This window comes from Mycobacterium rhizamassiliense (assembly GCF_900157375.1).
Lineage (GTDB): Bacteria > Actinomycetota > Actinomycetes > Mycobacteriales > Mycobacteriaceae > Mycobacterium > Mycobacterium rhizamassiliense.
In genome coordinates this window covers 1091785-1117254 of the sequence record NZ_LT721901.1, presented here as the reverse complement: position 1 = coordinate 1117254, position 25470 = coordinate 1091785, and the positions used below count along the sequence as shown (strand labels likewise).

At 67.1% G+C, this 25470-nt stretch carries 20 protein-coding genes; 12 read left to right on the top strand and 8 right to left on the bottom strand.

Translation table 11 applies throughout. The features are described from left to right. Complete coding sequence (locus MRAB57_RS05570) at positions 1–642, bottom strand: TetR/AcrR family transcriptional regulator (RefSeq protein WP_108638055.1); 642 nt, start codon at positions 640–642, stop codon at positions 1–3. A 102-nt stretch (positions 643–744) separates the two neighbouring features. On the opposite strand from MRAB57_RS05570, the gene MRAB57_RS05565 reads away from it, so the two are divergent. After that, positions 745–1326: a VOC family protein gene (locus tag MRAB57_RS05565; protein WP_077086678.1), complete on the top strand. Its 582-nt coding sequence runs from the start codon at positions 745–747 to the stop codon at positions 1324–1326. Between the two features lie 35 nt (positions 1327–1361). After that, entirely contained in the window at positions 1362–1910 is a 549-nt protein-coding gene (locus MRAB57_RS05560) for a hypothetical protein (RefSeq protein ID WP_077086677.1), read from the top strand. Here the strand turns inward: MRAB57_RS05560 and MRAB57_RS05555 are convergent. Then, entirely contained in the window at positions 1834–2547 is a 714-nt protein-coding gene (locus MRAB57_RS05555; protein ID WP_077086676.1) for a TetR/AcrR family transcriptional regulator, read from the bottom strand. The two genes, MRAB57_RS05560 and MRAB57_RS05555, sit on opposite strands and share 77 nt — an antisense overlap. Before the next feature lie 81 nt (positions 2548–2628). Here MRAB57_RS05555 and MRAB57_RS05550 point away from each other — a divergent pair, with 81 nt between their 5' ends. Then, positions 2629–3537, top strand: a complete 909-nt coding sequence (locus tag MRAB57_RS05550) for an oxygenase MpaB family protein (RefSeq protein WP_077086675.1) — start codon at positions 2629–2631, stop codon at positions 3535–3537. On the opposite strand, the gene MRAB57_RS05545 is transcribed toward MRAB57_RS05550, so the two are convergent. Next, positions 3534–4523, bottom strand: coding sequence for an IS481 family transposase (locus MRAB57_RS05545; RefSeq protein WP_077086674.1), 990 nt, complete (start codon positions 4521–4523; stop codon positions 3534–3536). The genes MRAB57_RS05550 and MRAB57_RS05545 overlap by 4 nt on opposite strands. Positions 4524–4724: 201 nt before the next feature. Between MRAB57_RS05545 and MRAB57_RS05540 the strand changes: the two genes are divergently transcribed. Further along, positions 4725–6395, top strand: a complete 1671-nt coding sequence (locus MRAB57_RS05540) for a PPE family protein (protein WP_077086673.1) — start codon at positions 4725–4727, stop codon at positions 6393–6395. A gap of 2 nt (positions 6396–6397) precedes the next feature. Next, positions 6398–6664, top strand: coding sequence for a type B 50S ribosomal protein L31 (locus MRAB57_RS05535; RefSeq protein WP_077086672.1), 267 nt, complete (start codon positions 6398–6400; stop codon positions 6662–6664). Here MRAB57_RS05535 and MRAB57_RS05530 read toward each other — a convergent pair. The 5 genes from MRAB57_RS05530 to MRAB57_RS05510 form a co-directional block, all read right to left on the bottom strand. Beyond that, a complete protein-coding gene (locus MRAB57_RS05530) occupies positions 6661–7830 on the bottom strand; it encodes a cytochrome P450 (RefSeq protein WP_083743308.1) in 1170 nt (389 codons plus the stop codon). The two genes, MRAB57_RS05535 and MRAB57_RS05530, sit on opposite strands and share 4 nt — an antisense overlap. A 57-nt stretch (positions 7831–7887) precedes the next feature. Further along, the gene (locus MRAB57_RS05525) at positions 7888–8886 is read right to left on the bottom strand and encodes an LLM class flavin-dependent oxidoreductase (RefSeq protein ID WP_077086670.1); all 999 of its coding nucleotides are present in this window, start codon (positions 8884–8886) and stop codon (positions 7888–7890) included. A gap of 19 nt (positions 8887–8905) precedes the next feature. Then, positions 8906–10537 carry a PPE family protein gene (locus tag MRAB57_RS05520; RefSeq protein WP_077086669.1) on the bottom strand — a complete coding sequence of 544 codons (1632 nt, stop codon included), beginning with the start codon at positions 10535–10537 and terminating at the stop codon, positions 8906–8908. 241 nt (positions 10538–10778) lie between these two features. Next, positions 10779–11738, bottom strand: coding sequence for a sulfotransferase family protein (locus MRAB57_RS05515; RefSeq protein WP_077086668.1), 960 nt, complete (start codon positions 11736–11738; stop codon positions 10779–10781). Next, the gene (locus MRAB57_RS05510) at positions 11738–12880 is read right to left on the bottom strand and encodes a cupin domain-containing protein (protein WP_245835844.1); all 1143 of its coding nucleotides are present in this window, start codon (positions 12878–12880) and stop codon (positions 11738–11740) included. Before MRAB57_RS05510 ends, MRAB57_RS05515 begins: the two co-directional genes overlap by 1 nt. Before the next feature lie 149 nt (positions 12881–13029). Between MRAB57_RS05510 and MRAB57_RS05505 the strand changes: the two genes are divergently transcribed. The 7 genes from MRAB57_RS05505 (at position 13030) to MRAB57_RS05475 (ending at position 25452) form a co-directional block, all read left to right on the top strand. Next, entirely contained in the window at positions 13030–13935 is a 906-nt protein-coding gene (locus MRAB57_RS05505) for a class I SAM-dependent methyltransferase (RefSeq protein WP_077086667.1), read from the top strand. Between the two features lie 164 nt (positions 13936–14099). Further along, positions 14100–15638, top strand: a complete 1539-nt coding sequence (locus MRAB57_RS05500) for a PPE family protein (RefSeq protein ID WP_077086666.1) — start codon at positions 14100–14102, stop codon at positions 15636–15638. Between the two features lie 543 nt (positions 15639–16181). Beyond that, positions 16182–18035: a type VII secretion AAA-ATPase EccA gene (gene eccA / locus MRAB57_RS05495; RefSeq protein WP_077086665.1), complete on the top strand. Its 1854-nt coding sequence runs from the start codon at positions 16182–16184 to the stop codon at positions 18033–18035. Next, positions 18032–19633 (top strand): type VII secretion protein EccB, encoded by a 1602-nt coding sequence (eccB, locus tag MRAB57_RS05490; protein ID WP_077086664.1) that lies wholly within the window; start codon positions 18032–18034, stop codon positions 19631–19633. The genes eccA and eccB overlap by 4 nt, the downstream gene beginning before the upstream one ends. Beyond that, entirely contained in the window at positions 19630–23598 is a 3969-nt protein-coding gene (gene eccCa / locus MRAB57_RS05485) for a type VII secretion protein EccCa (protein ID WP_077086663.1), read from the top strand. The genes eccB and eccCa overlap by 4 nt, the downstream gene beginning before the upstream one ends. A 43-nt stretch (positions 23599–23641) precedes the next feature. After that, positions 23642–23950, top strand: coding sequence for a PE family protein (locus MRAB57_RS05480; protein ID WP_077086662.1), 309 nt, complete (start codon positions 23642–23644; stop codon positions 23948–23950). A 2-nt stretch (positions 23951–23952) separates the two neighbouring features. Beyond that, positions 23953–25452: a PPE family protein gene (locus MRAB57_RS05475; RefSeq protein ID WP_077086661.1), complete on the top strand. Its 1500-nt coding sequence runs from the start codon at positions 23953–23955 to the stop codon at positions 25450–25452. Positions 25453–25470: the final 18 nt, after the last annotated feature.

Sequence of the window (25470 nt, the reverse complement as noted above, 5' to 3'; positions counted from 1 at the left end):
TCAACAACCCCCCTGCGAATAGATGGCGCGGTAATAGATGTTGGCGAGGGTCTGGATGCACGCGTCGTCGTCCGGTTCGCCCGAACGCGCGCCGCTGAGCTGGGTGTAGCAGAAGTGATTGAGCATCGCCACGATGGCCTCGGCGATCAGCCGGGGGTCGTCGCCGGCGCAGTGGCCCTGCGCCTGCGCGCGTCGGACCGACTCCGCGATGAAAGAGATTGCCATCTCGCAAGTCTCGGCCCAGAACTGCGCGAAGTCGTCGTTGATCATCGCCAGCTGAGACACACTGATCGCCTCGGCGAGCCGGTTGCGATACGTGTGCCAGTGCGCGGCGGCAAATCGGTGTGCGCGCTCCCTATTGGACAGGCCGTGCTGGGTCACGGCGAGCGCGCGCTGGTTCGCCTCGTCGCGGAAGCGCAGTGCCCACTCGCGGACCATCGCTTCCTTGGAGTCGTAGTAGTTGTAGAACGACGCCGCCGAGCGCCCGGCTTCCACGGCGATGTCGGCGATCGTGGTGGCCAGGATCCCCTTGCGCGCGACGACCGTTCGAGCTGCGGCGTCGATGGTGGCCTGCGTCTGCCTGCCGCGGTGCGTCGGAAATTCGGCCGGGCGGCCGGGGCGACCACCGGACTGCGCCGCGATCGACACGTGCCACACCTCCCCTGGAGCCAAACTGAACCTGATGTTAGATTCAGATTTTGATCTTGGCCAGGGCGTCGTTCCGGTATCGAGGGGAGCCGCAACATGATCAGGCCGCAGAACACCAACACCGAATTCGAACTCGGCGGGATCAACCACGTCGCGCTGGTGTGCTCCGACATGGAGCGCACCGTGCACTTTTACCGCGACATCCTCGGCATGCCGTTGATCAAATCGCTCGATCTGCCCGGCGGGGCGGGGCAGCACTTCTTCTTCGACGCCGGCAACGGCGACTGCGTCGCGTTTTTCTGGTTCGCCGATGCGCCCGACCGGGTGCCGGGCATCTCATCGCCGGGGGCCATCCCGGGCATCGGCGACATCACCAGCGCCGTCAGCACGATGAACCACCTGGCCTTCCATGTCCCCCCCGAGAAGTTCGACGCGTACCGCCAGCGGCTCAAGGACAAGGGCGTGCGGGTGGGCCCGGTGCTCAATCACGACGAGAGCGAGTTCCAGGTCTCGGCGACGGTGCATCCCGGGGTGTACGTGCGTTCGTTCTATTTTCAGGATCCCGACGGCGTCACCCTGGAATTCGCTTGCTGGGTCAAGGAATTCGCCGAGGGTGACGCCCAGGCCGTCCCGAAGACCGCATCGGACCGGAGGCCCCGCGCCCAGGTCGTAGGCTAAACGGAAAAACCATGCCTACCCGGGGGTGCGCGACGATGACCGACGGGCTGTTGACCGACGAGCAGATCGCGGCGTTGACGCCAGAGCAGCGACGGGAATTGATCACCCGGCTCGAGCAACCGCTGAGTGACGTCGTCGACCTGGCATTCCTGGCCCGCGTGCGTCGCATCCGAGTGAGCCTGACGGCCGGCGGCTCACTGGTGATGTTGCCCTGGGTGGGGTATCTCTCGACGACGCTGCCGCAGAACTACGTCGTGCACAACTGGCCCCTCACCTGGGTGGGCTTCGACGTGCTGTTGATGGCGTTCATGGTGGCGACGGCGGTGCTCGGCTACCTGCGTCGTCAACTGTTGATTCCGGCGGCGTTCACCACCGGGGTGCTGGTGATCTGCGACGCGTGGTTCGACATCATGACCGCCGGCCCCAGGGATTTCTGGCTGTCGGTCCTCACCGCTCTGCTGATCGAGGTGCCCCTGGGGGCCTTCATGATCATCAGCGGGCTGCGACTCATCCGCCTGACGATGGAGCGTTTCTGGCTGCTGGATCGCGGGATGCGGCTGTGGGATCTGCCGCTGTTGCCTTGAGGCCGTACAGGTTTGGATGGCCAACCTGATCCAGCAGGGTCGCCAATTGATCGATCAACTGATCGGGCTCGAGGCGGATGTCGCCGGCCAGCCAGGCGCTGATCATCTGCCCGACGCCGCCGACGGCGAAGTGCGCGCCTGCTTTCATGCGGTCGTTTGCCTGCATCCGCAGCGCCTCGCCGGCGTGCTGGCCCAGCAGCATGGCGAACAATGCGCCGGATTCGGCGCGCTTGCGCACGATCACGGCATCGGCCAGTTGGGTGCTGAACAACAGGCGCCCGACGCGGGCATCGTCGGCGATGGTCCGCACTATGTTGGCCATGCCGGCGCGGGCCTGCTCGTGCGGCGGAGCCGCCGCCACCGCGGCCTGGGTGGTGATCGCCAGGGCCGCCACCACCCAGTCGAAGACGGCCCCGACGAATTCGTCCTTGTCGCTGAAGCCCTCGTAGAAGTAGCGCGGGGTCAGCCCGGCACGGCTACAGACGGCGCGAACCGTCAACGCGGAGGCGTCGTGCTGGTCGGTTCCCAATAGGTCCAGGCCGGCGTCCAGCAGGCGGCCGCGGCGCTCGGCCACCCGCTTGGCCGCGTCGACGCCACGGTACGGGCGCTCGCTCGGATTCTCGGCCATGGCCACCATCTTGACACCAGAGCAACGCCCCGGCAATATCAGGAAACAATCGTTATCACATTTAGGATCGAGTGCCCGGGAGGCCGTTGGATGGCAATTCGAGAAACGATCCGTACGCCCATCCCGCACGTCGAACGCCCGATCCTCGACCCAGCCCGCCCGACCTCGGGCAGGCGGCGACGGTCGCTGGGCATCGACGAGGGGATGATGGGTATCGCGCTGTTGGCCGGCCCGGCCAACGTGATCATGCAGTTGGCGCGCCCCGGGGTCGGTTATGGCGTGATGGAGAGTCGCGTCGACAGCGGCCGGGTGGACCTGCACCCGATCAAACGGGCCCGCACCACGTTCACCTACCTGGCGGTGGCTAGCGCCGGCAGCGACGCGCAAAAGGACGCTTTCCGCCGCGCGGTGAACCGCGCGCACGCGCAGGTCTACTCCACCCCGGAAAGTCCGGTGCAGTACAACGCATTTGATGTCGACCTGCAATTGTGGGTCGGGGCGTGCCTGTACAAGGGCGGGGTCGACATCTATCGCATGTTCGTCGGCGAGCTGAATGGCGAGGACGCCGAACGGCACTACCGCGAGGGCGTGGCGCTGGGCACGACGTTGCAGGTGCCGCCGGAAATGTGGCCGGCCGATCGCGCGGCCTTCGACAGGTATTGGCAGGAGTCGCTGGCCAAGGTGCACATCGACGATACGGTCCGCGACTACCTGTTTCCGATCGCCGCCGGACGCGTGCGTGGGGTGAAGCTGCCGCGCCGGGTGCAGGATCGGCTGGACAGTTTCAACCTGCTGATCACCACCGGCTTTCTGCCGCAGCAGTTCCGCAATGCGATGCGGTTGCCGTGGGATGCGGCCAGCCAACGGCGGTTCGATCGGCTGATCGCGGTCCTGCGCACGGTCAACCGGCTGCTGCCGCGATTCGTCCGGCGGTTCCCCTTCAACGTGCTGCTCTGGGACGTCGATCGCCGAATCAGGACGGGACGGCCGCTGGTCTAACTGTACTGACCTGAGAGGTTAGGTACGCGGCTAGCGGGTGGTTGACCTTTGAGTGCCGTGTGGCCGCGGTGATGATTGTAGATGTGTAGCCAGGTGGTGAATTGCTCACAGCGTTCGGCATCGGTGCGGTAGAGCCGGGCGTAGGCCCACTCGTCGGCCAGTGTGCGGTGAAATCTCTCCACTTTGCCGTTCGTCTGGGGTCGATACGGGCGGGTCCGGCGATGTTCAACGGTGCCCAGCGCATCGCTGAATGCGTGTGATCGATAGCAGGAGCCGTTGTCGGTCAATACTTTTCGTACTGTTATGCCGCGTTCGCTGAACCACGATTGCGCGCGGATCCAAAACGCGGCAGCTGTTTCTTTGCGCTCGTCGGTCAGCAGTTCGCTGTAGACCAGCCGGGAGTACCCGTCGATGGCGGTGTGCAGAAAGTGATAGCCGCGCCGCGGATTGCGGTATTGGGTTGTGATGCCGCCGCTTTTGTCGGCCTGTTTGTTGCGCTTGCCGACGGCTTTGCCCAGCATCCGCCACCCGCCGCCAGCGGGGATCTTGCCGAGCTTTTTGACATCGACATGGACCATTTCGCCGCATTGGGTTGCCTCGATGCGGCGAACGACACGGCCGGTGGGGCGATCTAGCCAACGCAGTTTGGCCAACCCGTAGCGGGCCAGCACGCGGTGCACGGTCGAGGGATGAAGGCCAAGCAAGTAGCCGATTCGCGCAGGCCCCCATCGCCGCGTAACGCGGACCTTGATAATGCGCCGCTCCCTACGAGTGGGTGTGCGATTCGGGCTGCGATGGGGCCGAGAGCTGCGGTCGGCCATGCCGGCCTCCCCAAGTGCGCGATAACGGCCTGCCCAGCGCGCCGCGGTGGTTACCGCGACCTGGAAACGTTCGGCGGCCCGGCGCAGCGGCCAACCGTCCTCGACAACACAACGAGCAAGCCGCAGCCGACCCGTTTCTGACAATGGGGCATTACGGTGGGACACGAAGACCTCCGGTAGTGAGTGCTTTCCTAGACAGCTCGCACTTCACTCGGAGGTCTTCGTCATGTCACCACGCCACGCCGTCACCAACGTCCGTGGTCAGTACATCTAACCCGCACCCGGCGGCGTCCGGGTTGATAATGAAAATCATATTCATTAAGCTGTCTTCGGTCTGGTCCGCCTCCAGCCCGAGGAGTTCTGCGTATGACTGCGCCGATTTGGATGGCCGCACCGCCGGAGGTTCATTCGGCGCTACTGAGCAGCGGCCCCGGGCCGGCCTCGTTGCTGGCCTCGGCGGGGGAGTGGAACACGCTGAGTGCCGAATATGCCTCGGTCGCTGAGGAACTCAGCGCGTTACTGGCCGAGGTGCAGGCCGGGGCGTGGGAGGGCCCGAGTGCGGAGTCGTACGTGGCCGCCCATGTGCCGTACCTGGCGTGGTTGACGAAGGCGAGCGCGGACAGCGCCGCAATGGCCGCCGAGCAAGAGACGGCGGCCGCGGCCTACACCGCCGCGCTGGCCGCCATGCCGACGCTGCCCGAGCTGGCCGCCAACCACGTGGTGCACGGCACCCTGCTGGCCACCAATTTCTTTGGCATCAACACCATTCCGATTGCGGTGAACGAAGCCGACTACGCGCGGATGTGGGTCCAGGCCGCGACCACCATGAGCACCTATCAGGCGGTGTCCAGCGCGGCGGTGGCGTCAACGCCGCAGGCCGATGCGGCGCCGATGATCGTGAAAGCCGACGATGAGGCCACCCCTCCCAACCAGCCCCCCACCGACATCTCCGGCGACAATCCGCTGGGGCTCCCGCAGTGGCTCCGCGACATCTTGAACCAGCTGGGTATCGGAAATAATCTGCTGGCCCATGACCCGACGGTCAACAACATCTTCGACCAGCTCCTCGCGAACTTCCTGCATAACTTCGGGATCAATTGGAATCCCGCTGCGGGGACCGTCAATGGATTCACCTACGACCAGTACACGAACCCAGCCACCCTGATATTTTGGGTTGTCCGCGGCCTCGAAAAGTTCGAGGATTTCCAGCAGTTCTTTGTGTACCTGGGGCAAAATCCGCTCGTCGCGTTCCAGTACCTGGGCAGCCTCATCTTGTTCGACTGGCCGCTTCACATCATCGAAGAGCTTCCCTATCTGCCGGCATTGCTGTCGCCCGAGATCGCCGCGGTGGCTGCGCCCGCGGGGGCGGTGGGCGGCCTTGCGGGTTTGGCCGGGCTGGCCGCAGCCCCTCCGTCGCCGATGGTCGCACCGGTCGCGCCGCCCGCTGCTTTGCCGGGATTGCTGCCGGCGCTCGGATCGACCCCAATCGCTGCGCCGGCCGCGGCCCCGACCTCTGCGCCGGCACCCTCGCCCGCTCCCACGACGAGCACGGTGGCCGGCCCGCCTCCGCCGTCAGGGGCACCGCCGCCTGCGGCCGGTCCCGGTTTCGCGCCTCCGTACCTCGTTGGTCCGGGCCTAGGTCTCGGCTCGGGCATGGGCAGCAGCGCCAGCTCAAGCGCGAAAAGGAAAGCGCCGGAACCGGATAGCGCCGCCGCGGCCGCGGTGACAGCGGCGGGTGAGGCGGCGCGCATGCGGCGACGCCAGCGCGCGCGGCAGCGCGGCCATGGCGACGAATACATGGATATGAACGTTGACGTCGCCCCGGACTGGGGTGGCGGGCCTTCCGACCGGGGCGCCGGGACACTCGGGTTCGCGGGCGCGGTCCGTGGGGAGACGGCCGCCCGGGCCGCCGGCTTGACCACACTGGAATCCGACGAATTCGGCGGCGGCCCGCGGATGCCGATGTTGCCGGGCAGCTGGAAACCCGACGGTGACTCCGAAGACGTTGCCTCCCAACATCTTCAGGACGGGGGCTAAGGATGAAGCCCGCCATTCACCCCGACTACCATCCGGTCGTGTTCCAGGACGCCACCACCGGCGCGGCGTTTCTGACCCGGTCGACCATCACCAGTTCGCGCTCCATCGAGTGGTGGACGCCCGAAGGTGTGCGGACCTATCCGCTCGTCGTCGTCGAGGTCACCTCGGATTCGCACCCGTTCTGGACCGGGGGACGCCGGATCGTCGACACCGCGGGGCAAGTGGAGAAGTTCCATCGCCGCTACGGGAGTCGGCCCGCGAACGATTAGACCCTGAACGGGAGTGAGAGCGGTCGCCGCACATGGCTGCTGTCGGCCCAGACGATCCCGGCTTCGTCGACCTCGAAATCTGGGCAGTGGGCAAGCAATTCCGACAGCGCGACGCGGGATTGCATCCGGGCGGCGACCGCGCCCAAGCAACGGTTGGCACCATGGCTGAACGTCAGGATGTTGGCCGGCTGCCGCTCCACGTCCAACTCGCCGGCGGTGGGGCCATATTGGCGTTCGTCGCGATTGGCCGAGCCGTAGAGCAGCAGGACCTGACTGCCTTCGGGAATCGTGGTGTCTCGGATCGTGACGTCGCGCGTCGCGATGCGGCCCTTGAGTTGCACCGGGGACGTCAGTCGGAGGAACTCGTCGATGGAAGCCGGTATCAGCTGCGGATTTTCGGCCAACAGATGGCGTTGGTCGGGACGCTGGTGTAACAGCTGGACCGTGCCGCCCAGCATGCCCGTCGTCGTGTCGATGCCGCTCGCCACCATCGCGAACACGAACGCGAGTACCGACAGCATGCCGGCGATATCGTGCTCGCCGGTCATCCCCACCGCGACCAGGTGCGAGACGACGTCGTCTCCAGGCACGCGGCGGCGCAGCCTGATCAGCTCCGTGAAGTACGCCATCATCCACGCGAATGCGTGACCGACGGTGTCTGATAGGCCGGCCAGGCCGCCCTCGGCGAGGTTGGCGGCGATGATTTCCCGCGTCCACCCGTCGAAGTGAACCCGGTCGTCCTCCGGCACACCCAGATAGTGCGCGACGACCATGGTGGGCAACGGTGTGAAGAGTTCCGCGACGATATCCCCGCCGCCCTCGGCGAGCAGGCCCTCGATGCGTTGCACCACAAACTCGCGGACTACGGGTTCCAGGGTCTCGACCTGCCGGGGCGTGAAGCCGCGAGCGATGAGCTTACGAAACTCGTTCCCCGCCGCGGAATCTCGCATCGCCCGCGACGAATCCTCCGGCAGCCCGAGAAGTTCCAGCTCGCCATAAGTCGCCGCGGCGTCCACTCCCGCCGAAAACCTCTCGTGGTCCGCCGCGGCGGACCAGATGTCGGCATGCCGGGACAGCACGAACCGGCGAGCGGAGTTCCCTTCGCGTGTGTCCTCGGACGCCAGCTCCTGATGGACCGGGTCGTGGTCGCGCAGCGCGCGGTACATCGGCCACGGGTCCCGCCATGTCTCCGCCGTTGCGTGACGAAACGTCGCGGTCACGTGTCACACCTCCAAGCCCTGCCGGGCGAATCGCGGCATGACTTCCCCGGCGAACAATTCGAGTGAGCTGTCGAGTAACTGCGCGGGCAGATAGCCGAAGAACGAGGAAAGCAGGTTGATGCGGCCGAGCCCGTAGCGATCCCGAAGCTCGGCGATCCGCGAGGCTACCGTGTCCGGCCCGCCGACGATCGCAGTCTCGCGGTAGAACCGCTCGGGCTCGAGGTCTTCCTCCGTAGTGATCAGGTCGCCTTTGCGGGTCAGGCCGATCCTGCGCAGACGGTCTGCCAGCTGGCACACGACAGACCAAACATCCTCTCGCGCTTGGCGATCGGATTCAGCGACGTAGCAGAATCGCCCGACCGGTACCGCGCCAACGTCGCCGCCCCGCTCGGCGAAGGTGGCCAGGCTCCGGTGCAACGACGCTGGCGCCTGAATGCCGTGCGCGATGATCGGGTAGCCGCGCTCGGCGGCCCACGTCAGGGTCTGCCGGCTATATGCGCCAACGTAGATGGGCGGGTGCGGTTGTTGCACCGTGATCGGCGACATCGTGTACGAGACACCCCCCACCTCGATCGCTGACCCCGACCAATACGCGAGGATCTGGTCAAGGCATTGCCGCAGCCCGGGGTCGCGTTCTTCGTCGTAACCGAACGGAATGCGGTAGCGCTCGCCGTTCGCCCTGGACACACCGAAATTCACCCGCCCCGCCGACAGCACGTCAAGTGTGGCGATCTCCTCGGCAAGCCGCAGCGGGTGATGCAACGGAACCAGCAGTACCGAAAACCCCAGGCGCAGTGTGGTTGTCGCGGCGGCCACCGCGGCGGCAAGCACGATGGGTGACAGCACGGGTCGCACGCGCGAACCGTTCGGCTGGTTGAAGTGTTCTTCGTTGAACCACACGGACTCGAAACCGAGCCGTTCGACACGACGCGCGTGTCCGACGATTGCGTCCGCGCCATGGGCCTCCAGCCCGCCGAGGGTGCCCGAAAGCCCGAATCGCATTGCGGGCGAATCGCGATCGCTAGGCGTCTTCTCGCCCTTCCCAGGTGTGGGGCATCATCGGGAGGGTCGGGCCGCCGCCGTACGCGTCACCGTTGATCGTGGTGAGCCCCGCCGCCGTGGCGGCGGGTTCGAGGTGCGCGGTCCCCGGGAAGCCGAGGGCGCCCGCACCTTGATCCGAAGCCGTCACCAATTCTGGCTCCAGGTCCATGTACTCATAGCCGCGGCCTAGTTCCTTCACTTTCGTGCGGCGGCGACGCACCCGTGCGGGTTCTCGCGTGCCGGCCGGGGCGGGGAGCGCGGGCGCCTTGCTGCCGCTACGGTAAAGCGGCTCATCCGTTTTGACCCGATCCTTGGCCCGCAACCCCATCGCCAAGTTACCCATCATGTAGCCGAAGCCCTCGGCGCCCGGTGAAATCGCCGGCGGCGGCGCGGGGGCCGGCGGAGCTGGCGGTGCCGTGATAGCGGGAACCGCAGACGGCACGGTCGCCGGTGTGGCGGCCGGCATGGACACCGGACTCGGGGCTGCGCTCAACACAGGCGCGAGCGCGATCGGCGGCACGGCCGGCGCCAGCGCCGGAACGATGGCGGGTAGAGCGGCGGCGTGCTGGGCAAGGGCTGCCAGCCCCGCGAACCCCGTGAGGCCCACCGTGGACAGGGGCGCGAACACGGGGAGCAACGGTATGAGGTACTGCGGCTCGAGGGCGAGATAGTTGACGACCGCCAGTATGTTGCCGATTCGCATGATGACGTACGAAAACAAGACCGCGATGGTGTTGAGGGAAAATATCTGGGAGAGATTCCCGTGCGCGATGGCCTGTAGGTCGGCCGGGAGCAGGTAGGTCGTCGTGTACCAGAAGTAGAAAAGCTGTTGTCCCACTTCCTGTCCCAGTGTCTCTCCCGGGTGGATCGTGAACTCGCCGGCGGTGATGTTGAGATCGTTCAAGATATTTGACAGAAAGCTGCCGCTGAGCGTTGGGTACTGACCCGGATTCACTGGGAGCGGCACTTTCGTCGGCGGAGTGTAGCCCAGCCACTTGAGGAGTTCCTGCAACCAGGACGGCAATGGCGGTGGTGCGCCGGTCGTCTTGGCGGCCACAGCGGTTGTCGCGTCGGCCTTTTCTATTTGGGGTGCGGGCGTGGCTTCCGGCGCCGCGGCCACTGCGGCCGTGGCGACGGCCTGGTAGGTGGTCATCGTGGTAGCCGCCTGCACCCACATCCGCGCGTAGTCGGCCTCGTAGACCGCGATCGGGATGGTGTTCACGCCAAAGAAATTCGTCGCCAGTAACGCCGCGTGGGTGACGTGGTTGGCGGCCAGCTCGCCCAACGTCGGCATGACGGCCAACGCCGCGGTGTAGGCCGTCGCCGCGGCCACATGCCGAGCGGCGAGCTCGGTGCTGTTCACGCTGTTCTCCCGCAACCAGGCCACGTAGGGCGCGTTAGCGGACACATAGGACTCGGCACTCGGCCCTTCCCAGACCCCGGCCTGGACTGCCCCGACAGTCGCGCCGAGTTCGTCAGCCACGGCGGCATACTCGTTACCGAGGGAACCCCATGCGGCCGCAGCGGCCAGCAACGAGCCCGGCCCCGGGCCGCTGCTCAGCAACGCCGAATGCACCTCCGGTGGAAATGCCATCCAGACCGGCGCGGTCATCTGAGGATCCGTGTCATCTCGCGTTCTCCTCCATGTTGAACGCTGTCGACTGCGTCAGTCAAAGTCGTTCAGGCAGAACAGTTTCTGTCAGAAGTAGCTTAGGCCGAGCCGTGCCATTGCCCGGCGGCATCGGCCCAATCGGTACTCAGCGTGAACAAGGGCTGTGGGCGCAGCCTACGACCGCTAGCTTCTGAGTGAGCTGTGAGTTTCCTCCGCGTTTGCAACCAAAGGTACCGCAGAACTACGGGTGCGACGAAAGCGCGCGGTAGCCCGGCTCGGCGAAGCGCTGGGCGGCCCGGCGGACAGCACCGGACACCGCCTGCTGCTCGGGGCTGTCGCCGGTGAAGGCTCTCGGCGTCGGATCCTTTGCGTAGAAACGGGATTCGGCGACCATGCGATCGATCGCCGCCGCGTCGACCTCAATCCCGAAGTGCGGTGCCACCCGCTGCCACACCGCCGCCGGCAGCTCGGCGTAGTCGACGCAAAGGCGCCCAGCCGGATCCGTCGCGGCCCCCTCTAGCATCGAGCCGAGCACACGGGCCGCGAACTCGGGACGCGTCATGGCGCCGACCGCCGCCGGGTCGAGGCCGAAACGTTGTGCCGCCTGCTGGGGCGCGGTCTGAAGGCGAAGCCAGCCAGGCGGTTTGGCGAGCAGCGAGGCCAGGACGCGCGTCGGGTCGCGCTGCACCCAGACCCACGGCGTCTCGGGAAAGGCGGCGGCCAGGATTGCCCGGCGGCGGACATTCCAGCTCGTGCACTTGAGCACCAACTGTCGTTCGTCGCCGTGCCGGCAGCGGCCCAGCGCCCGCACCACGAGCCGCACCAGCCCGGCCAGCCTCGCGTCGTCGACCCGAGTGGGGCCGAGCCCCAGGAGCGCGTTGAGCGGCGCCGGCTCGGCCACCACGACCACACCGGGAAGCGTGCCGAGTAGCCGCGAGACGAGCGTCGATCCGCAACGTGAGAGGTGAAAGATCATGCCCGCCGGCTCGAGCGACGGCTCACCATCGAGGGCGCGGAGCGCGTCGAGCCCGGTCCTGACGACCGGCCGTGCCCGCGGACCCGCGGCCCAGCGGGTGACGGTCTGTTCGAAGAAAGGCTCGGCGAACCGCTCCTCCGACAGATCGGCCCACTCGACCGTGGGGACGGCCCCGGAGAAGTCGAGCCGGACCGGCGTCCAGCGCGCGAGGTCAGCGTGCTCCATTACTCGTCGGGCAGCCGGATCAGGAATCCGCTCACGATCAGCGACCGGACCAGCTCGATCTGCTGCTTCTCGGTTAGGCCGGGCAGATCGCTAACCCGAAAGGGCTCAGTGCTTTTCGAGACGAACTTCATCGCCGCGTCATGGTCGGCACCGGCGCCGACCGACAACGTCGCGAACTGCAGCGCGACGCCGGTGTCAACAGCCTTGACGCGCGAATAGAGCGGCTGGAATTTTCGCACGACGGTTTCTCCGTCGATTCCCGTGCTGTTGGAGATCGGTCTGATTGGCGGGCAGCGGCCGCGGCGGACCAAGACGTCCGCCAACGCGTCCAGCCCTCCCGCAATGGCGTTCGGGTCTTCGACGGCTTTGACGGCGTCCCTCACGAGGGCGTTCAGATTTGCTTGTGCCCCGGCGTCATCGAGATGTCGTGGCGGCAGCTGGGAGTTCCAGCGATCGTCTTGGAAGCTTTGCGTATACAGCGTTCCGACGGCGAGCATCAGCAGGGTCGGCGCGTGAATTCCGACGGTCAGGTGGATCGACGGTTCTGAAGTGGTTTCCGCCATATGAACCCGGCCACGGGGCAGGTACAGCACGTCGCCGGGTTCCAGCCGTAAGTCGCTGGGCAGCGGGAGGTCGTCGATGGCGATCGCGTGGTCCTTGTCGGGCCGCATCTCGCGCGGCGGCACGTCGATACCGTTGTAGATATGCCAGGTCTTGGATCCCAGGATCTGCACGATCAAAACGTCGTGCTCGTCGTAGTGGGGCACCAGCCCCTGCGATCCGGGTGGGGTGATGTAGGCGTTGACCTGGACGGGAAAGTTCAGCTCGACCTCGATGGACTGGGACAGCAAGCCAATCGTGCGCACATAGCGCTCGACGCTCTCAAAGATGATCGTGTAGCCGTCGGCAAAGTCGTTGCGGACCCGGACGACATCGAGGCTGCCGTCAGCTAGTCGATAGCTGTCGCCCCGCCTTTTGTCCTTCTTGCGTATCAGGCGCAGTGCCGATGGCTGGCCGCAATAACGGTCCAGGAGTTCTTCGATCGCCGATTCCCCCGCCAGCAGGCCATCGAAGTAGCCTTCAGAGCAACGCTTGACGTGATATTGCGTCACTCCCCAGACCTCGTCGAGAAATGTCTGCACCGTGAGGGGCTCAAGTAACCCCGCTAGCGATGGCTCGATGATCCACCTCCCGAACGTCGTCTTGACGGGCAGTTTGCCACGTCCGCTATCACTACTACCGTTGCGCCCCAACGGAAAGGCGCCACAGCGCGGCGGCGTAGTCTCGTGGCATGCGCAGTGAAGGCGATACCTGGGACATTACAACGAGCGTCGGTTCGACCGCGCTGTTCGTCGCAACGGCGCGAGCGCTGGAGGCGCAAAAGCCCGAGCCGCTGGCGGTCGACCCTTACGCGGAGGCCTTCTGCCGCGCCGTTGGCGGACCGGCCGCCGACGTTCTGGATGGCAAGGATCCCGACCATCAGTTGAAGACCGCTGACTTCGGCCAGCATTTCGTCAACTTCCAGGGCGCGCGCACCAAGTACTTCGACGAGTACTTCCGCCGGGCCGCCGACGCGGGGGTGCGGCAGGTGGTCATCCTGGCTGCCGGCTTGGACTCGCGCGCCTATCGGCTGGACTGGCCCGCCGGGACGGTGATCTTCGAGCTGGACCAGCCGCAGGTGCTCGACTTCAAGCGTGAGGTGCTGGCCGGCCAGGGCGCCAAACCCAAGGCCGAGCGTCGCGAGATCGCGATCGATCTGCGTGAGGACTGGCAACAAGCCTTGCAGGACAACGGGTTTGACCCGGACAAGCCGTCGGCCTGGATTGCTGAGGGCCTGTTGATCTACCTGCCGGCCAGCGCCCAGGAGCAGCTGTTCACCGGCATCGACTCGCTGGCCGGTCCGGGCAGCCATGTCGCGGTTGAGGACGGCGCGCCGATGACCGCCGAGGCGTACGAGGCTGCGCTCAAGGAAGAGCGAGCCGCCAACGCCAGTGGTGACGGACGGGTGTTCTTCCAGCTGGTTTACAACGAGCAGCACGCACCGGCCACCGACTGGCTGAACAAGCACGGCTGGAGCGCGGTCGGCACGCCGTTGGCCGAGTACCTCCGCGAGGTCGGCCGTTCGGTGCCCGGTCCGGACACCGAAGCCGGCCCGATGGTCGGGCGCAACACCCTGGTGAGCGCGGTCAGGGCCTGACCGCCGGCGCGAATTCACCCGCTGGTCACCGGCGGGTTCTGCATGAGTCCGTCATGAGTCGGTGATGCGCGGGAACTTTTCCGCGCTGCGGTCCGACTACTAACGGGCTCATTGTTGCGTCGTCTCCAGCCCAGGCGGCCGTGCTCACCCCGTCAGGAGTCCGTATGACCGCGCCGGTGTGGATGGCACTTCCCCCGGAGGTCCATTCCGCGCTGCTGAGCAGCGGTCCGGGGCCGGGCGCCTTGATGTCTTCGGCCGCGTCGTGGAGTTCGTTGAGTACCACCTACGCGTCGGCCGCCGAGGAGCTCAGCGAGATTCTGGCCGCGGTGCAGGCCGGGGCGTGGGAAGGGCCCAGCGCCGAGTCATATGTGGCCGCCCATGTGCCGTATCTGGCCTGGTTGGTGCAGGCCAGCGCCGACAGCGCGGGCGAGGCCGCTGCGCAAGAAACCGCTGCTACCGCCTACACGGCGGCGCTGGCCGCCATGCCGACCCTGCCGGAGTTGGCCACCAACCATGTGGTGCACGGCACGCTGTTGGCCACCAATTTCTTTGGCATCAACACCATTCCGATCGCGGTCAATGAGGCCGACTATTCCCGGATGTGGGTCCAGGCCGCCACCACGATGACCACCTATCAAGCGGTCAGCACCGCGGCCGTCACCGCCGCCCCGCAGACCACGGCGGCCCCGCAGATCGTGAAGACGGACGGTCCGGTCCAAACCGGCCCCGGGCAGACCGGGGCCAGCTACGGGGGCGGCGGCAACAGCGACCAGGGGATATTGCCGATCGTCGACAACGACGCCGGCGACCCGTGGAACCTGAGCTGGTGGTTCAATCGATTCCTCGAACCATTCCAAACCCTGTTCCGAGATATCGGGTTGCTGGGACACGAACCGTTGCAGGATGTCCTCCTCCAGTTCGAGGAGGACATCGCCGGGGTGTTCGCGGACGAGTTCGGCCATGCGATCCAGGCACTTCAGTCTTTCGTTCCCCAACTGGTGACGATGGCGGTGGCCTTGCCTGCGGGATTGGCGGGAACTGGAGGATTGGTGAGCCTGGCCGCACTGGTCGGCAATCAGCCCACGGTCCCGCCCGTCGCGCCGCTTCCGCATACGCCGGGCTTGCCGGCGACGGCGGCCACCAGTTCCTCGTCGCTCGGCGCCGCGGGCGCGGCACCGGCGTCGTCGCCGGTCCCGTCGTCAGTGCCCGCCACCACGTCCACTGCGGCGCCCGCACCGGCGGCCCCGACCCCGCCGCCCACCGTGGCGCCGGCGACCTTCCCGTACCTCGTGGGCCCGCCGACCATCGGAGACAACATCGGGGCGAGCGCCGGTGCCCAGCGCAAGGCACCCGAGCCGGATTCGGCGGCGGTCGCAGCCGCGGCGGGTGCCGCGGCACGGGAGGCGCAGCGTGCTCGCCGGCGTCGGAGGGCCGCGATGAATGAGGGCCAGCGCGGCTACCGGTACGAATTCGTCGATGCCGACCCGGCGGCGGACGAGGACCCCGAGGCCGAGTTGGTCGGCTCCGCCCGGCCGTCCGACCGGGGCGCGGGTTCGCTGGGTTTCGCCGGAACGGTCCGCCGGGACGCCGCCGAGGCGGCGGGATTGGCCACGCTGACCGGCGACGAATTCGGCGGCGGACCGAAACTCCCGATGGTGCCCGGCAGCTGGGAGCCCGACGACCACGAACTGCCAGACCATTGACCACCCAGCGGGAACTTTTCCGGTCCGGCAGCCGACTAGTTCTTGCCTGCTCGTTGCGCCGCCCCGGCCCAGGCGGTCACTTGAGTGCACCCCCGATCGATTAAGGAGTCGCTGCTGTGACTGCGCCGGTCCGGATGGCGTCGCCGACCGAGGCGCGGCCGTCGGAATTTTGCTGGAGCCGCCCGCAGGAACATCGTCGAGCCGGCATGTCGGGGCCCGCCGGGCGGTGGTTCATCCGGGCGGACGCTGGCGCTCCCGACAACGCGGTGGCTTCGGTTACTCCGCCCGGATTGCTAATGAAAATGATTTTCAGTAAGGTTGCGAGCTTAGCGGCTACTGGCGGTGGGCTGCCAAAGTCCTTGCGTTTCTACATAAAGGCGAAAACGGGGCGAATGATCAGCGACAACGACCGTGCGAGCGGAACCGGAACGGGCAGCAAAGGCGCCAGCCGAGGGCTGCCGAGCGCCTCGACAGTTAGCTTATGCAATGCTAACTTCAGGCGAATTAGGTTAGGGGAGACTACCTAGATGGAAAAGGTGAGCCGTGGAACGCGGTGATACGGGCATGCTTGCAGCTCAGCCCGCCAATTCGGGACTGAACGGCAAGGTCGACGGCGACATCGTGAGCCGGTTCGCCACCTGTTGCCGGGCGTTGGGCATCTCGGTCTACGAACGCAAGCGTCCCGCCGACCTGGACGCTGCGCGTTCGGGTTTCACCGAGCTGACTCGCATCGCCTACGACCAGTGCGACGCGTGGACCGGGCTCGCCGCTGCCGGCGACGTATCGCTGCGCACGCTTGAGGCGGTTTCGCGGACTGCGGCAACGTCCGGCAGGTTGCAACGGCAGGTGGAACTGGCGCCCGGCGCCCTCGGCTTCCGCTACGACAGCGGGCTCTATCTACAGTTCCGCGCCAGCACCACCGACGAATTCCATCTCGCCTTCGCCGCGGCGCTAGCAACCGTGGGACGGTTTGCTGAAGCCGATCAGATAGTCACCGACCTGACCAATCGCCGCCCGAATTGGCGCGATGCCCGCTGGGTCGCCATCGTGATCAACTACCGCGCCGAGCGATGGTCTGATGTCGTCAAGCTGCTGACTCCCATCGTCAACGACCCCGAACTCGACGAGTCGTTTGCGCACGCGGCCAAGATTGCGCTGGGCACCTCGCTCGCGCGGCTGGGCATGTTCGCCCCCTCGCTGTCCTATCTCGAGGAGCCCGAGGGCCCCGTCGCCGTGGCCGCGCTCGACGGCGCGCTGGCCAAAGCGCTCGTGTTGCGCGCGCACGTCGACGAGGAGTCGGCGAGCGAAGTGCTGCAGGATCTCTACGCGGCGCACCCGGAGAACGAGCAGGTTGAACACGCCCTGACCGATACCAGTTTCGGGATCGTGACCACCAGTGCCGCCCGCGTCGAGGCGCGCACCGACCCGTGGGATCCCGCAACCGAGCCGAGTGCGGAGGACTTCGTAGACCCGTCAGCCCATGAGCGCAAGGGTGTGCTGCTGCACGAGGCCGAACGCCAGCTGGCCGAGTTCATCGGCTTGGAAGAAGTCAAGAACCAGGTGTCGCGGCTCAAGAGCTCGGTGGCCATGGAGATCGTGCGCAAGCAACGTGGTCTCGCGGTGGCCCAGCGCGCCCACCACCTGGTGTTCGCCGGCCCGCCCGGAACCGGTAAGACCACCATCGCCCGTGTCGTCGCCAAAATCTATTGCGGCCTAGGCCTTTTGAAGCGGGAGAACATCCGAGAGGTGCACCGCGCCGACCTGATCGGCCAGCACATCGGGGAAACCGAGGCCAAGACCAACGCCATCATCGACAGCGCGCTGGACGGGGTGCTGTTCCTCGACGAGGCCTACGCGCTGGTGGCCACGGGCGCCAAGAACGACTTCGGTCTGGTGGCTATCGACACCCTGCTGGCGCGGATGGAGAACGACCGCGATCGGCTGGTCGTCATCATCGCCGGCTACCGCGCCGACCTGGACAAGTTCCTCGACACCAACGAGGGTCTGCGGTCGCGTTTTACCCGCAACATCACCTTCCCCTCGTACAACGGGTCGGAGTTGGTCGAGATCGCGAACCAGATGGCCCAGCAACGCGACAGCATCTTCGAGCAATCCGCGCTCGACCACATGGATGCCCTGTTCGAGAAATTGGCGACGGCCACGACACCCGACTCCAACGGGGTCGAACGGCGCAGCCTCGACATCGCGGGTAACGGTCGGTTCGTCCGGAACATTGTCGAAAGATCCGAGGAAGAACGGGAATTCCGGTTGGACCACTCAGAACAGGCGGGAAGCGGCGAGTTCAGCGACGACGAGCTCATGACCATCACCGACCAGGATGTCAGTAATTCCGTTGAGCCGCTGCTGCGTGGCCTCGGGTTGTCGGTGCCGGCATGACCAACCCGGAACCGCAGGACGAACGTCGCTCCTTCTCCTCACGGACCCCGGTCAACGACAATCCCGACAAGGTTGTCTATCGGCGCGGCTTCGTCACCCGCCACCAGGTGACGGGCTGGCGCTTCGTGATGCGCCGGATCGCCTCCGGAATTGCCTTGCACGACACCAGAATGCTGGTCGACCCGTTGCGCACCCAGTCGCGTTCGGTCCTGATGGGCGTCCTCATCGTGGTGACCGGTTTGGCGGGCTGCTTCGTGTTTTCACTCATCCGGCCCAACGGGCAGGTGGGCAACAACGCGGTGCTCGCCGATCGGGAGACCGCGGCGCTGTATGTGCGGGTGGGCGATGAACTGCACCCGGTGCTCAACCTGACTTCGGCGCGGCTGATCGTCGGCAAGCCGGTCAACCCCGCCACGGTGAAAAGCGCTGAGCTGGACCGGTTTCCGCGTGGCAACCTGATCGGGATCCCGGGCGCGCCGGAGCGGATGGTGCAGAACACGTCGCACGACGCGAACTGGACGGTCTGCGACACGATCAGCGAGGCCGCCCAGGGCAGCCACGCGGCGCACAGTACCGGCGTCACCGTGATAGCCGGCCCGCCTGACACCCATGGCGCCCGGGCCGCAACACTCGGTGCCGCGCAAGGCATTCTCGTCGACAACGCCAACAGCACCTGGCTGCTGTGGGACGGCAAGCGCAGCCAGATCGACCTGGCTGACCACGCGGTGACCAACGCGCTGGGACTCGGTGTCGACGTTCCCGCGCCGCGGCCCGTCGCGGCGGGGCTGTTCAACGCGATTCCGGAATCGCCGGCGCTGACGGCCCCGGCCATTCCGAATGCCGGTGCCGCGCCGAGCTTCCCGGCCCCCGGCCCGATCGGCTCGGTGGTGGTGTCCTACGCATTGGACAGGTCTGCGTCCGATGCGGTGCGGTATTACGCGGTACTGCCGGACGGCCTGCAACCGATTTCGCCGGTGCTCGCCGCGATCCTGCGCAACACGAATTCCTACGGCCTGGATCAGCCACCGCGGGTCGGTGCCGACCAGGTGGCCAAGGCGCCGGTCTCGCGGCTGCTGGACGCGGCGCGGTATCCCGGCCAACCCGTCAGCCTGGTCGACGCGGCCAAAAACCCCGTCGCATGCGCCTATTGGAGCAAGCCGGCCGGAGCCGCCAGCAGCTCACTGAACCTGTTGTCCGGTTCGGCGGTGCCGGTGCCTGATGCGGTCCGCACCCTCGATCTCGTCGGAGCGGGCGGCGGGGTTGCCGCCCGGGTGGCTCTGGCTCCGGGCACCGGCTACTTCGCCCAGACGGTGGGCGGTGGCCCGACCTCACCCGGCGCCGGCTCGTTGTTCTGGGTTTCCGACACCGGGGTCCGCTACGGCATCGATACCGAGTCGGACAGTTCCGGCGCCGGACATGGGAAAGCCGTTGAGGCCCTTGGCCTGAGCGCACCGCCGGTAGGCATCCCGTGGTCGATCCTGTCGCTGTTCGCAAGCGGCCCGACGTTATCGCGCGCAGATGCTTTGCTCGCACACGACGGATTGCCGCCCGACAGCAAACCCGGCCGCCCCGTGTCGGCCGAAGGAGGACCTCGATGAGCCGCCTGATCTTTGAAGCCCGCCGACGGCTGGCGCCCCCGGCCACGCGCAAGGGCACCATCGCCATCGAAGCGCCCCCGGAACTGCCCCGGGTGATTCCGCCGTCGTTCCTGCGGCGCGCGATGCCGTATGTGATCGTCATTTTGATCGTCGGCATGATCGTCGCGTTGGTTGCGACGGGGATGCGGGTGATCTCCCCGCAGACCCTGTTCTTCCCGTTCGTGCTGCTGCTGGCCGCGACCGCGCTCTATCGCGGCAACGACAACAAGATGCGCACCGAAGAGGTCGACGCCGAGCGGGCCGACTACCTGCGTTACCTGTCGGTGGTCCGGGACAACATCCGGACCCAGGCCGCCCAGCAGCGGGCCGCCGCGCAATGGTCCCATCCGGACCCGAAGGCGCTGGCGACCATCCCGGGATCGCGTCGCCAGTGGGAGCGCGACCCGCACGACCCCGACTTCCTGGTGGTGCGGGCGGGGCGCGACCAGGTGCCGCTGGACACCGCGCTGCGGGTCAAGGACACCGCTGACGAGATCGACCTGGAGCCGGTGTCGCACAGCGCATTACGTAGCCTGCTGGACACCCAGCGCACCGTCCGCGACGTGCCGACCGGAATCGACCTGACCAAGGTCTCGCGGATCACCGTCCTGGGTGAGGCCGACGAGGTCCGGGCGGCGTTGCGCGCCTGGATCGCTCAGGCCGTCACCTGGCACGACCCCACCGTGCTCGGGGTGGCGCTGGCGACCCGGGACCTGGAAAGCCGCGACTGGTCCTGGCTGAAATGGTTGCCGCACACCGACATTCCCGGCGAGGTCGACGGCGTCGGTCCGGCCCGCTACCTGTCGGGTAATGCCGACGAGCTGGCCGCGCGGCTGGGCTCGGCGATCGCCGATCGGCCCGCGTTCACCGGTGAGCCCGCGGATGCGCTGCGGCACTTGCTGATCGTGGTCGATGACCCCGACTTCGACGTGAACGCCTCGGCGCTGGCAGTGGGCCGGGCCGGGGTCACCGTCATTCACCGCGCCACCACCGAGCCGAACCGTGAACAGTATTCGGATCCCGAAAAGCCGGTCTTGCGTCTCCTGAACGGTTCGCTCGAGCGCTGGCAGACCGGCGGTTGGCAGCACTACATCGGCAACGCTGACCAATTCGGTTCCGACGACGCTGGCCACCTGGCCCGGCAGCTGTCGCGCTGGGACTCCAACCCGACGCACACCGGGCTGCGCTCGGCGGCCACCCGGGGCGCCAGTTTCACCACGATGCTGGGGATTTCGGACGCGTCGCAGCTGGACGTGCCGACGCTGTGGGCGCCGCGCCGCCGCGACGACGAGTTGCGCGTTCCGATCGGCGTCACGACGACCGGCGAGCCGCTGATGTTCGACCTCAAGGACGAGGCCGAGGGCGGAATGGGGCCGCACGGCTTGATGATCGGTATGACCGGCTCGGGCAAGTCGCAGACCTTGATGTCGATCCTGTTGTCGCTGTTGACAACTCACTCGGCCGACCGGCTGATCGTCATCTACGCGGACTTCAAGGGTGAGGCGGGGGCCGACAGCTTCCGCAACTTCCCCCAAGTCGTCGCGGTGATCTCGAACATGGCCGAGAAGAAGTCGCTGGCCGACCGGTTCGCCGACACGTTGCGCGGTGAGGTGGCCCGGCGCGAGACCCTGCTGCGCGAGGCCGGCCGCCGCGTCCAGGGCAGCGCGTTCAACTCGGTCGTCGAGTACGAAAACGCCATCGCCGCCGGACATGACCTGCCGCCGATCCCGACGCTGTTCGTGGTCGCCGACGAGTTCACCCTGATGCTGGCCGACTACCCCGAGTACGCGGAGCTTTTCGACTACGTGGCGCGCAAGGGCCGCTCGTTCCGCATCCACATCCTGTTCGCATCCCAGACGCTGGACGTCGGCAAGATCAAGGACATCGACAAGAACACCTCATACCGCATCGGGTTGAAGGTGGCCAGTCCCAGCGTTTCTCGCCAGATCATCGGTGTGGAGGATGCCTATCACGTCGAGTCCGGCAAGGAACACAAGGGCATCGGCTTCTTGGTCCCCGCTCCTGGGGCCGCCCCGATCAAGTTCCGCAGCACCTACGTCGACGGCATCTACGACCCGCCGCGGGCGGCCAAAGCACTTGTCGTGCAGTCGGTTCCGGAGCCCAAGTTGTTTCAGGCCGGATGGGTCGAACCGGACCAGGGCACGGTGATCTCCGGCGGCGACGAAGAGGAGTCGTTCGTACCGCCGCGCAAGCTGATCGCGACCATCGGTGAACAGCTCGCGCAGTACGGGCCGCGGGCGCCACAGCTGTGGCTGCCGCCGCTGGACGAGCCGATCCCGCTGACCGAGGTGATCGCGCAAGCCGGCCTGCCGCAGCGGCAGTGGCGCTGGCCGCTGGGTGAGATCGACAAGCCGTTCGAGATGCGGCGCGACCCGCTGGTCTTCGACGCCACGTCGGCGGCCGGCAACATGGTGATCCACGGTGGCGCCAAGTCCGGCAAATCGACCGCGCTGCAGACCTTCATCATGTCGGCGGCCAGCCTGCACTCGCCGCGGGACGTGACGTTCTACTGCCTCGACTACGGGGGCGGTCAGCTGCGGACGCTGGAGAATCTGGCGCACGTCGGCAGCGTGGCCTCGGCGCTGGAACCCGAACGCATTCGCCGCACCTTCGGCGAGCTGGAGCAGCTGTTGCTGTCCCGGCAGAAGCGAGAGCTGTTCCGAGACAAGCACGGTTGCGCTCCCGACGACGGCTTCGGCGAGGTGTTCCTGATCATCGACAACCTGTATGCGTTCAGTCGCGACAACACCGACCAGTTCAACACCCGCAACCCGTTGCTGGCCAAGGTGACTGAGCTCGTCAACGTCGGCTTGGCGTACGGGATCCACGTGATCATCACGACGCCGAGCTGGCTGGAGGTGCCGCTGGCCATGCGCGACGGCCTCGGGCTGCGGCTCGAGCTCAAGCTGCACGACCCGCGCGACAGCAACGTCCGGCTCGCCGGGGCGCTGCGCCGCCCGGCCGAGTCGGTGCCGCACGACCAGCCCGGCCGCGGGTTGACGATGGGCGCCGAGCACTTCCTGTTCGCGGCCCCCGAGCTCGACCAGGTGGCGGCGATCAACGCCCGCTACCCGGGGGAGGCCGCACCGGCGGTGCGGCTGCTGCCCACCAACCTCGCGCCCAACGCGCTCGGGTCGCTGTACCGGGGCCCGGAGCAGGTGGTCATCGGCCAACGCGAGGAGGACCTGGCGCCGGTCGTCGTCGACTTCACCGACAACCCGTTGCTGATGGTGTTCGGCGACAGCAAGTCTGGGAAGACCACGCTGCTGCGCCACATCATCCGCACGGTCCGGGAGAACTCGACGGCGGACGACGTGGCCTTCACGGTGCTCGACCGACGGCTGCACCTCGTCGAGGAGCCGCTGTTCGCCGACAACGAGTACACGGCCAACATCGACCGGATCATCCCGGCGATGCTCGGCCTGTCCAACATCATCGAGTCGCGCCGGCCACCGGCCGGCCTGTCGGCGGCCGAGCTGTCGCGGTGGACCTACACCGGGCACACCCACTACCTGATCATCGACGACGTGGACCAGATCCCGGATACGCCGGCGATGAGCGGTCCCTACGTCGGGCAGCGGCCGTGGGCGAGCCTCATTCCGCAGCTCTCGCAGGCCGCCGATCTGGGGCTGCGGGTGATCGTCACCGCCCGCGCAACGGGGTCGGGACACGCGCTGATGACCAGTCCGCTGTTACGGCGCTTCAACGACCTGCAGGCGACTACCCTGATGCTGGCGGGTAATCCGCAGGACAGCGGCAAGATCCGCGGCCAGCGCTTCGGCCGGTTGCCCGCCGGACGCGCAATTCTGTTGGGGGACAGCGACAGTCCTACGTATGTACAGCTGGTCAACCCGTTGGTTGGCGAGTCGGTGGTTGGGGGAGCCGACGAAGGGTTCGCCCGTTGATGGTTAGTGAACACGCAACAGCAGGACCACAAAAGGAGTTGCCATGACATTGCGAGTGGTTCCCGAAGGCCTGGCCGCGACGAGTGCTGCGGTGGAGGCGTTGACGGCGCGGCTGGCGGCCGCGCACGCGGCGGCCGCCCCGGCCATCACCGCGGTGGTGCCGCCCGCGGCGGATCCGGTGTCGCTGCAGACCGCTCTCGGGTTCAGCGCCCAGGGCCAGGAGCACGCCGCCGTCGCCGCGCAGGGCGTCGAAGAACTGGGCCGCGCCGGTGTGGGCGTGGGACAGTCCGGTGCCAGCTATCTCGCTGGCGACGTCGCGGCCGCCGCCAGCTACGGAGTGGTGGGCGCCTGACAATGACCGCGCCCGTCTGGATGGCTTCTCCGCCCGAGCTGCACTCGGCGCTGCTGAGTGCTGGCCCGGGGCCGGGCCCGCTGTTGGCAGCGGCCGGCGCCTGGACGTCGTTGAGCGCCGAATACGCCTCAACGGCAGCCGAACTCGGCGGAATCCTGGGCGCGGTGCAGGCTGGCGGCTGGGAAGGCCCGACTGCCGCGCAGTACGTGGCCGCGCATCTGCCGTACCTGGCGTGGCTGCAGCAGGCCAGCGCGGACAGCGCTGGCGTCGCCGCGCAGCATGAGGTCACCGCCGCGGCCTACACCAGCGCCCTGGCGATGATGCCGACGCTGCCGGAGCTGGCCACCAACCACGTGGTGCACGGGGCGTTGGTCGGGACGAATTTCTTTGGGATCAACACCATCCCGATCGCCCTCAACGAGGCCGACTACGTGCGGATGTGGGTCCAGGCCGCCGCCGCGATGGGCACCTACCAGATCGTCTCGGGTACCGCGCTGGCATCCGCGCCCCGAACCACCGTGGCGCCCAACATCGGGACTCCCGGCGCGATGGAGGCGGACAACGTGTCGACCTTCGCCGCGCCGAATGCCCAAAGCTCGGGGAACTGGCTGGAACAGCTCCTGCAGCAGCTGGCGCAGATGCTGCAGGATTTCATGCAGAACCTGTCAAACATGCTGCAGAATTTCCTGTCGGAGTTGGGGCCGTTACTGGTGGCCAACTTCCCGCTGCTGTTCTTCATCGCCTATGAGGCGTTTTTCATTCCGTTCGGTTATACATTCTGGACCCTGCTTCTCGCCTCGCCTTTGCTGATACCGCTGGCGATCGCCATCGGCGTCAACGTGTTTCTGCAGCAACTTCCCGACCTTGGGGACGACGACATTCCCGGGGTCGCACCGGGTCTCACGTCGCAGCCTGCCGCGCCGATGCCGGTGGCGGCCATGGCTCCCCCCGCAATGGGCAGCGCACCCGGCGCTCCGGCCTCGACGCCCGCGGGCACCGGTGCGCCCGCCGCACCGGCGCCGGCGCCGGCTCCTGCAACACTTCCGTACGCGGTGGCGATGGGCGGTGACGCGGGACCCGGCTTTTCGCCGACGGTGGGCGGCCGCGGCGGCATCAAGGCGCCGGCCGGCACCATCCCGGCGGCCGCGGCGGCGGTACCGGCCAGCGCCGCGGCGGCGCGGCGGCGAAGGCGGGCGGCCATGCGCGATCACAGCGACGAGTACCTCGATATGAACGTCGACGTCAACCCCGACTGGGGCGCCCCGGCCAACGAGGAGGAGCGACTCGCCTTCGCGACGGCCTCTGCCAGCGGGGCCGGGCGGCTGGGATTCGCCGGGACCGCGTCCAAAGACGCGGACATGCAGGCGGCCGGGCTGACACAGTTGGCCGGCAATGGGTTCGGCAGCGGCCCGCGGATGCCGATGGTGCCAGGCACCTGGGATCAGGACACCGAGGGCCCGAATGGGTCCGGCGACAAGGGGAGGGGGGGTCAAGACAGTTAGCAGCATGGCTTTCAGAGT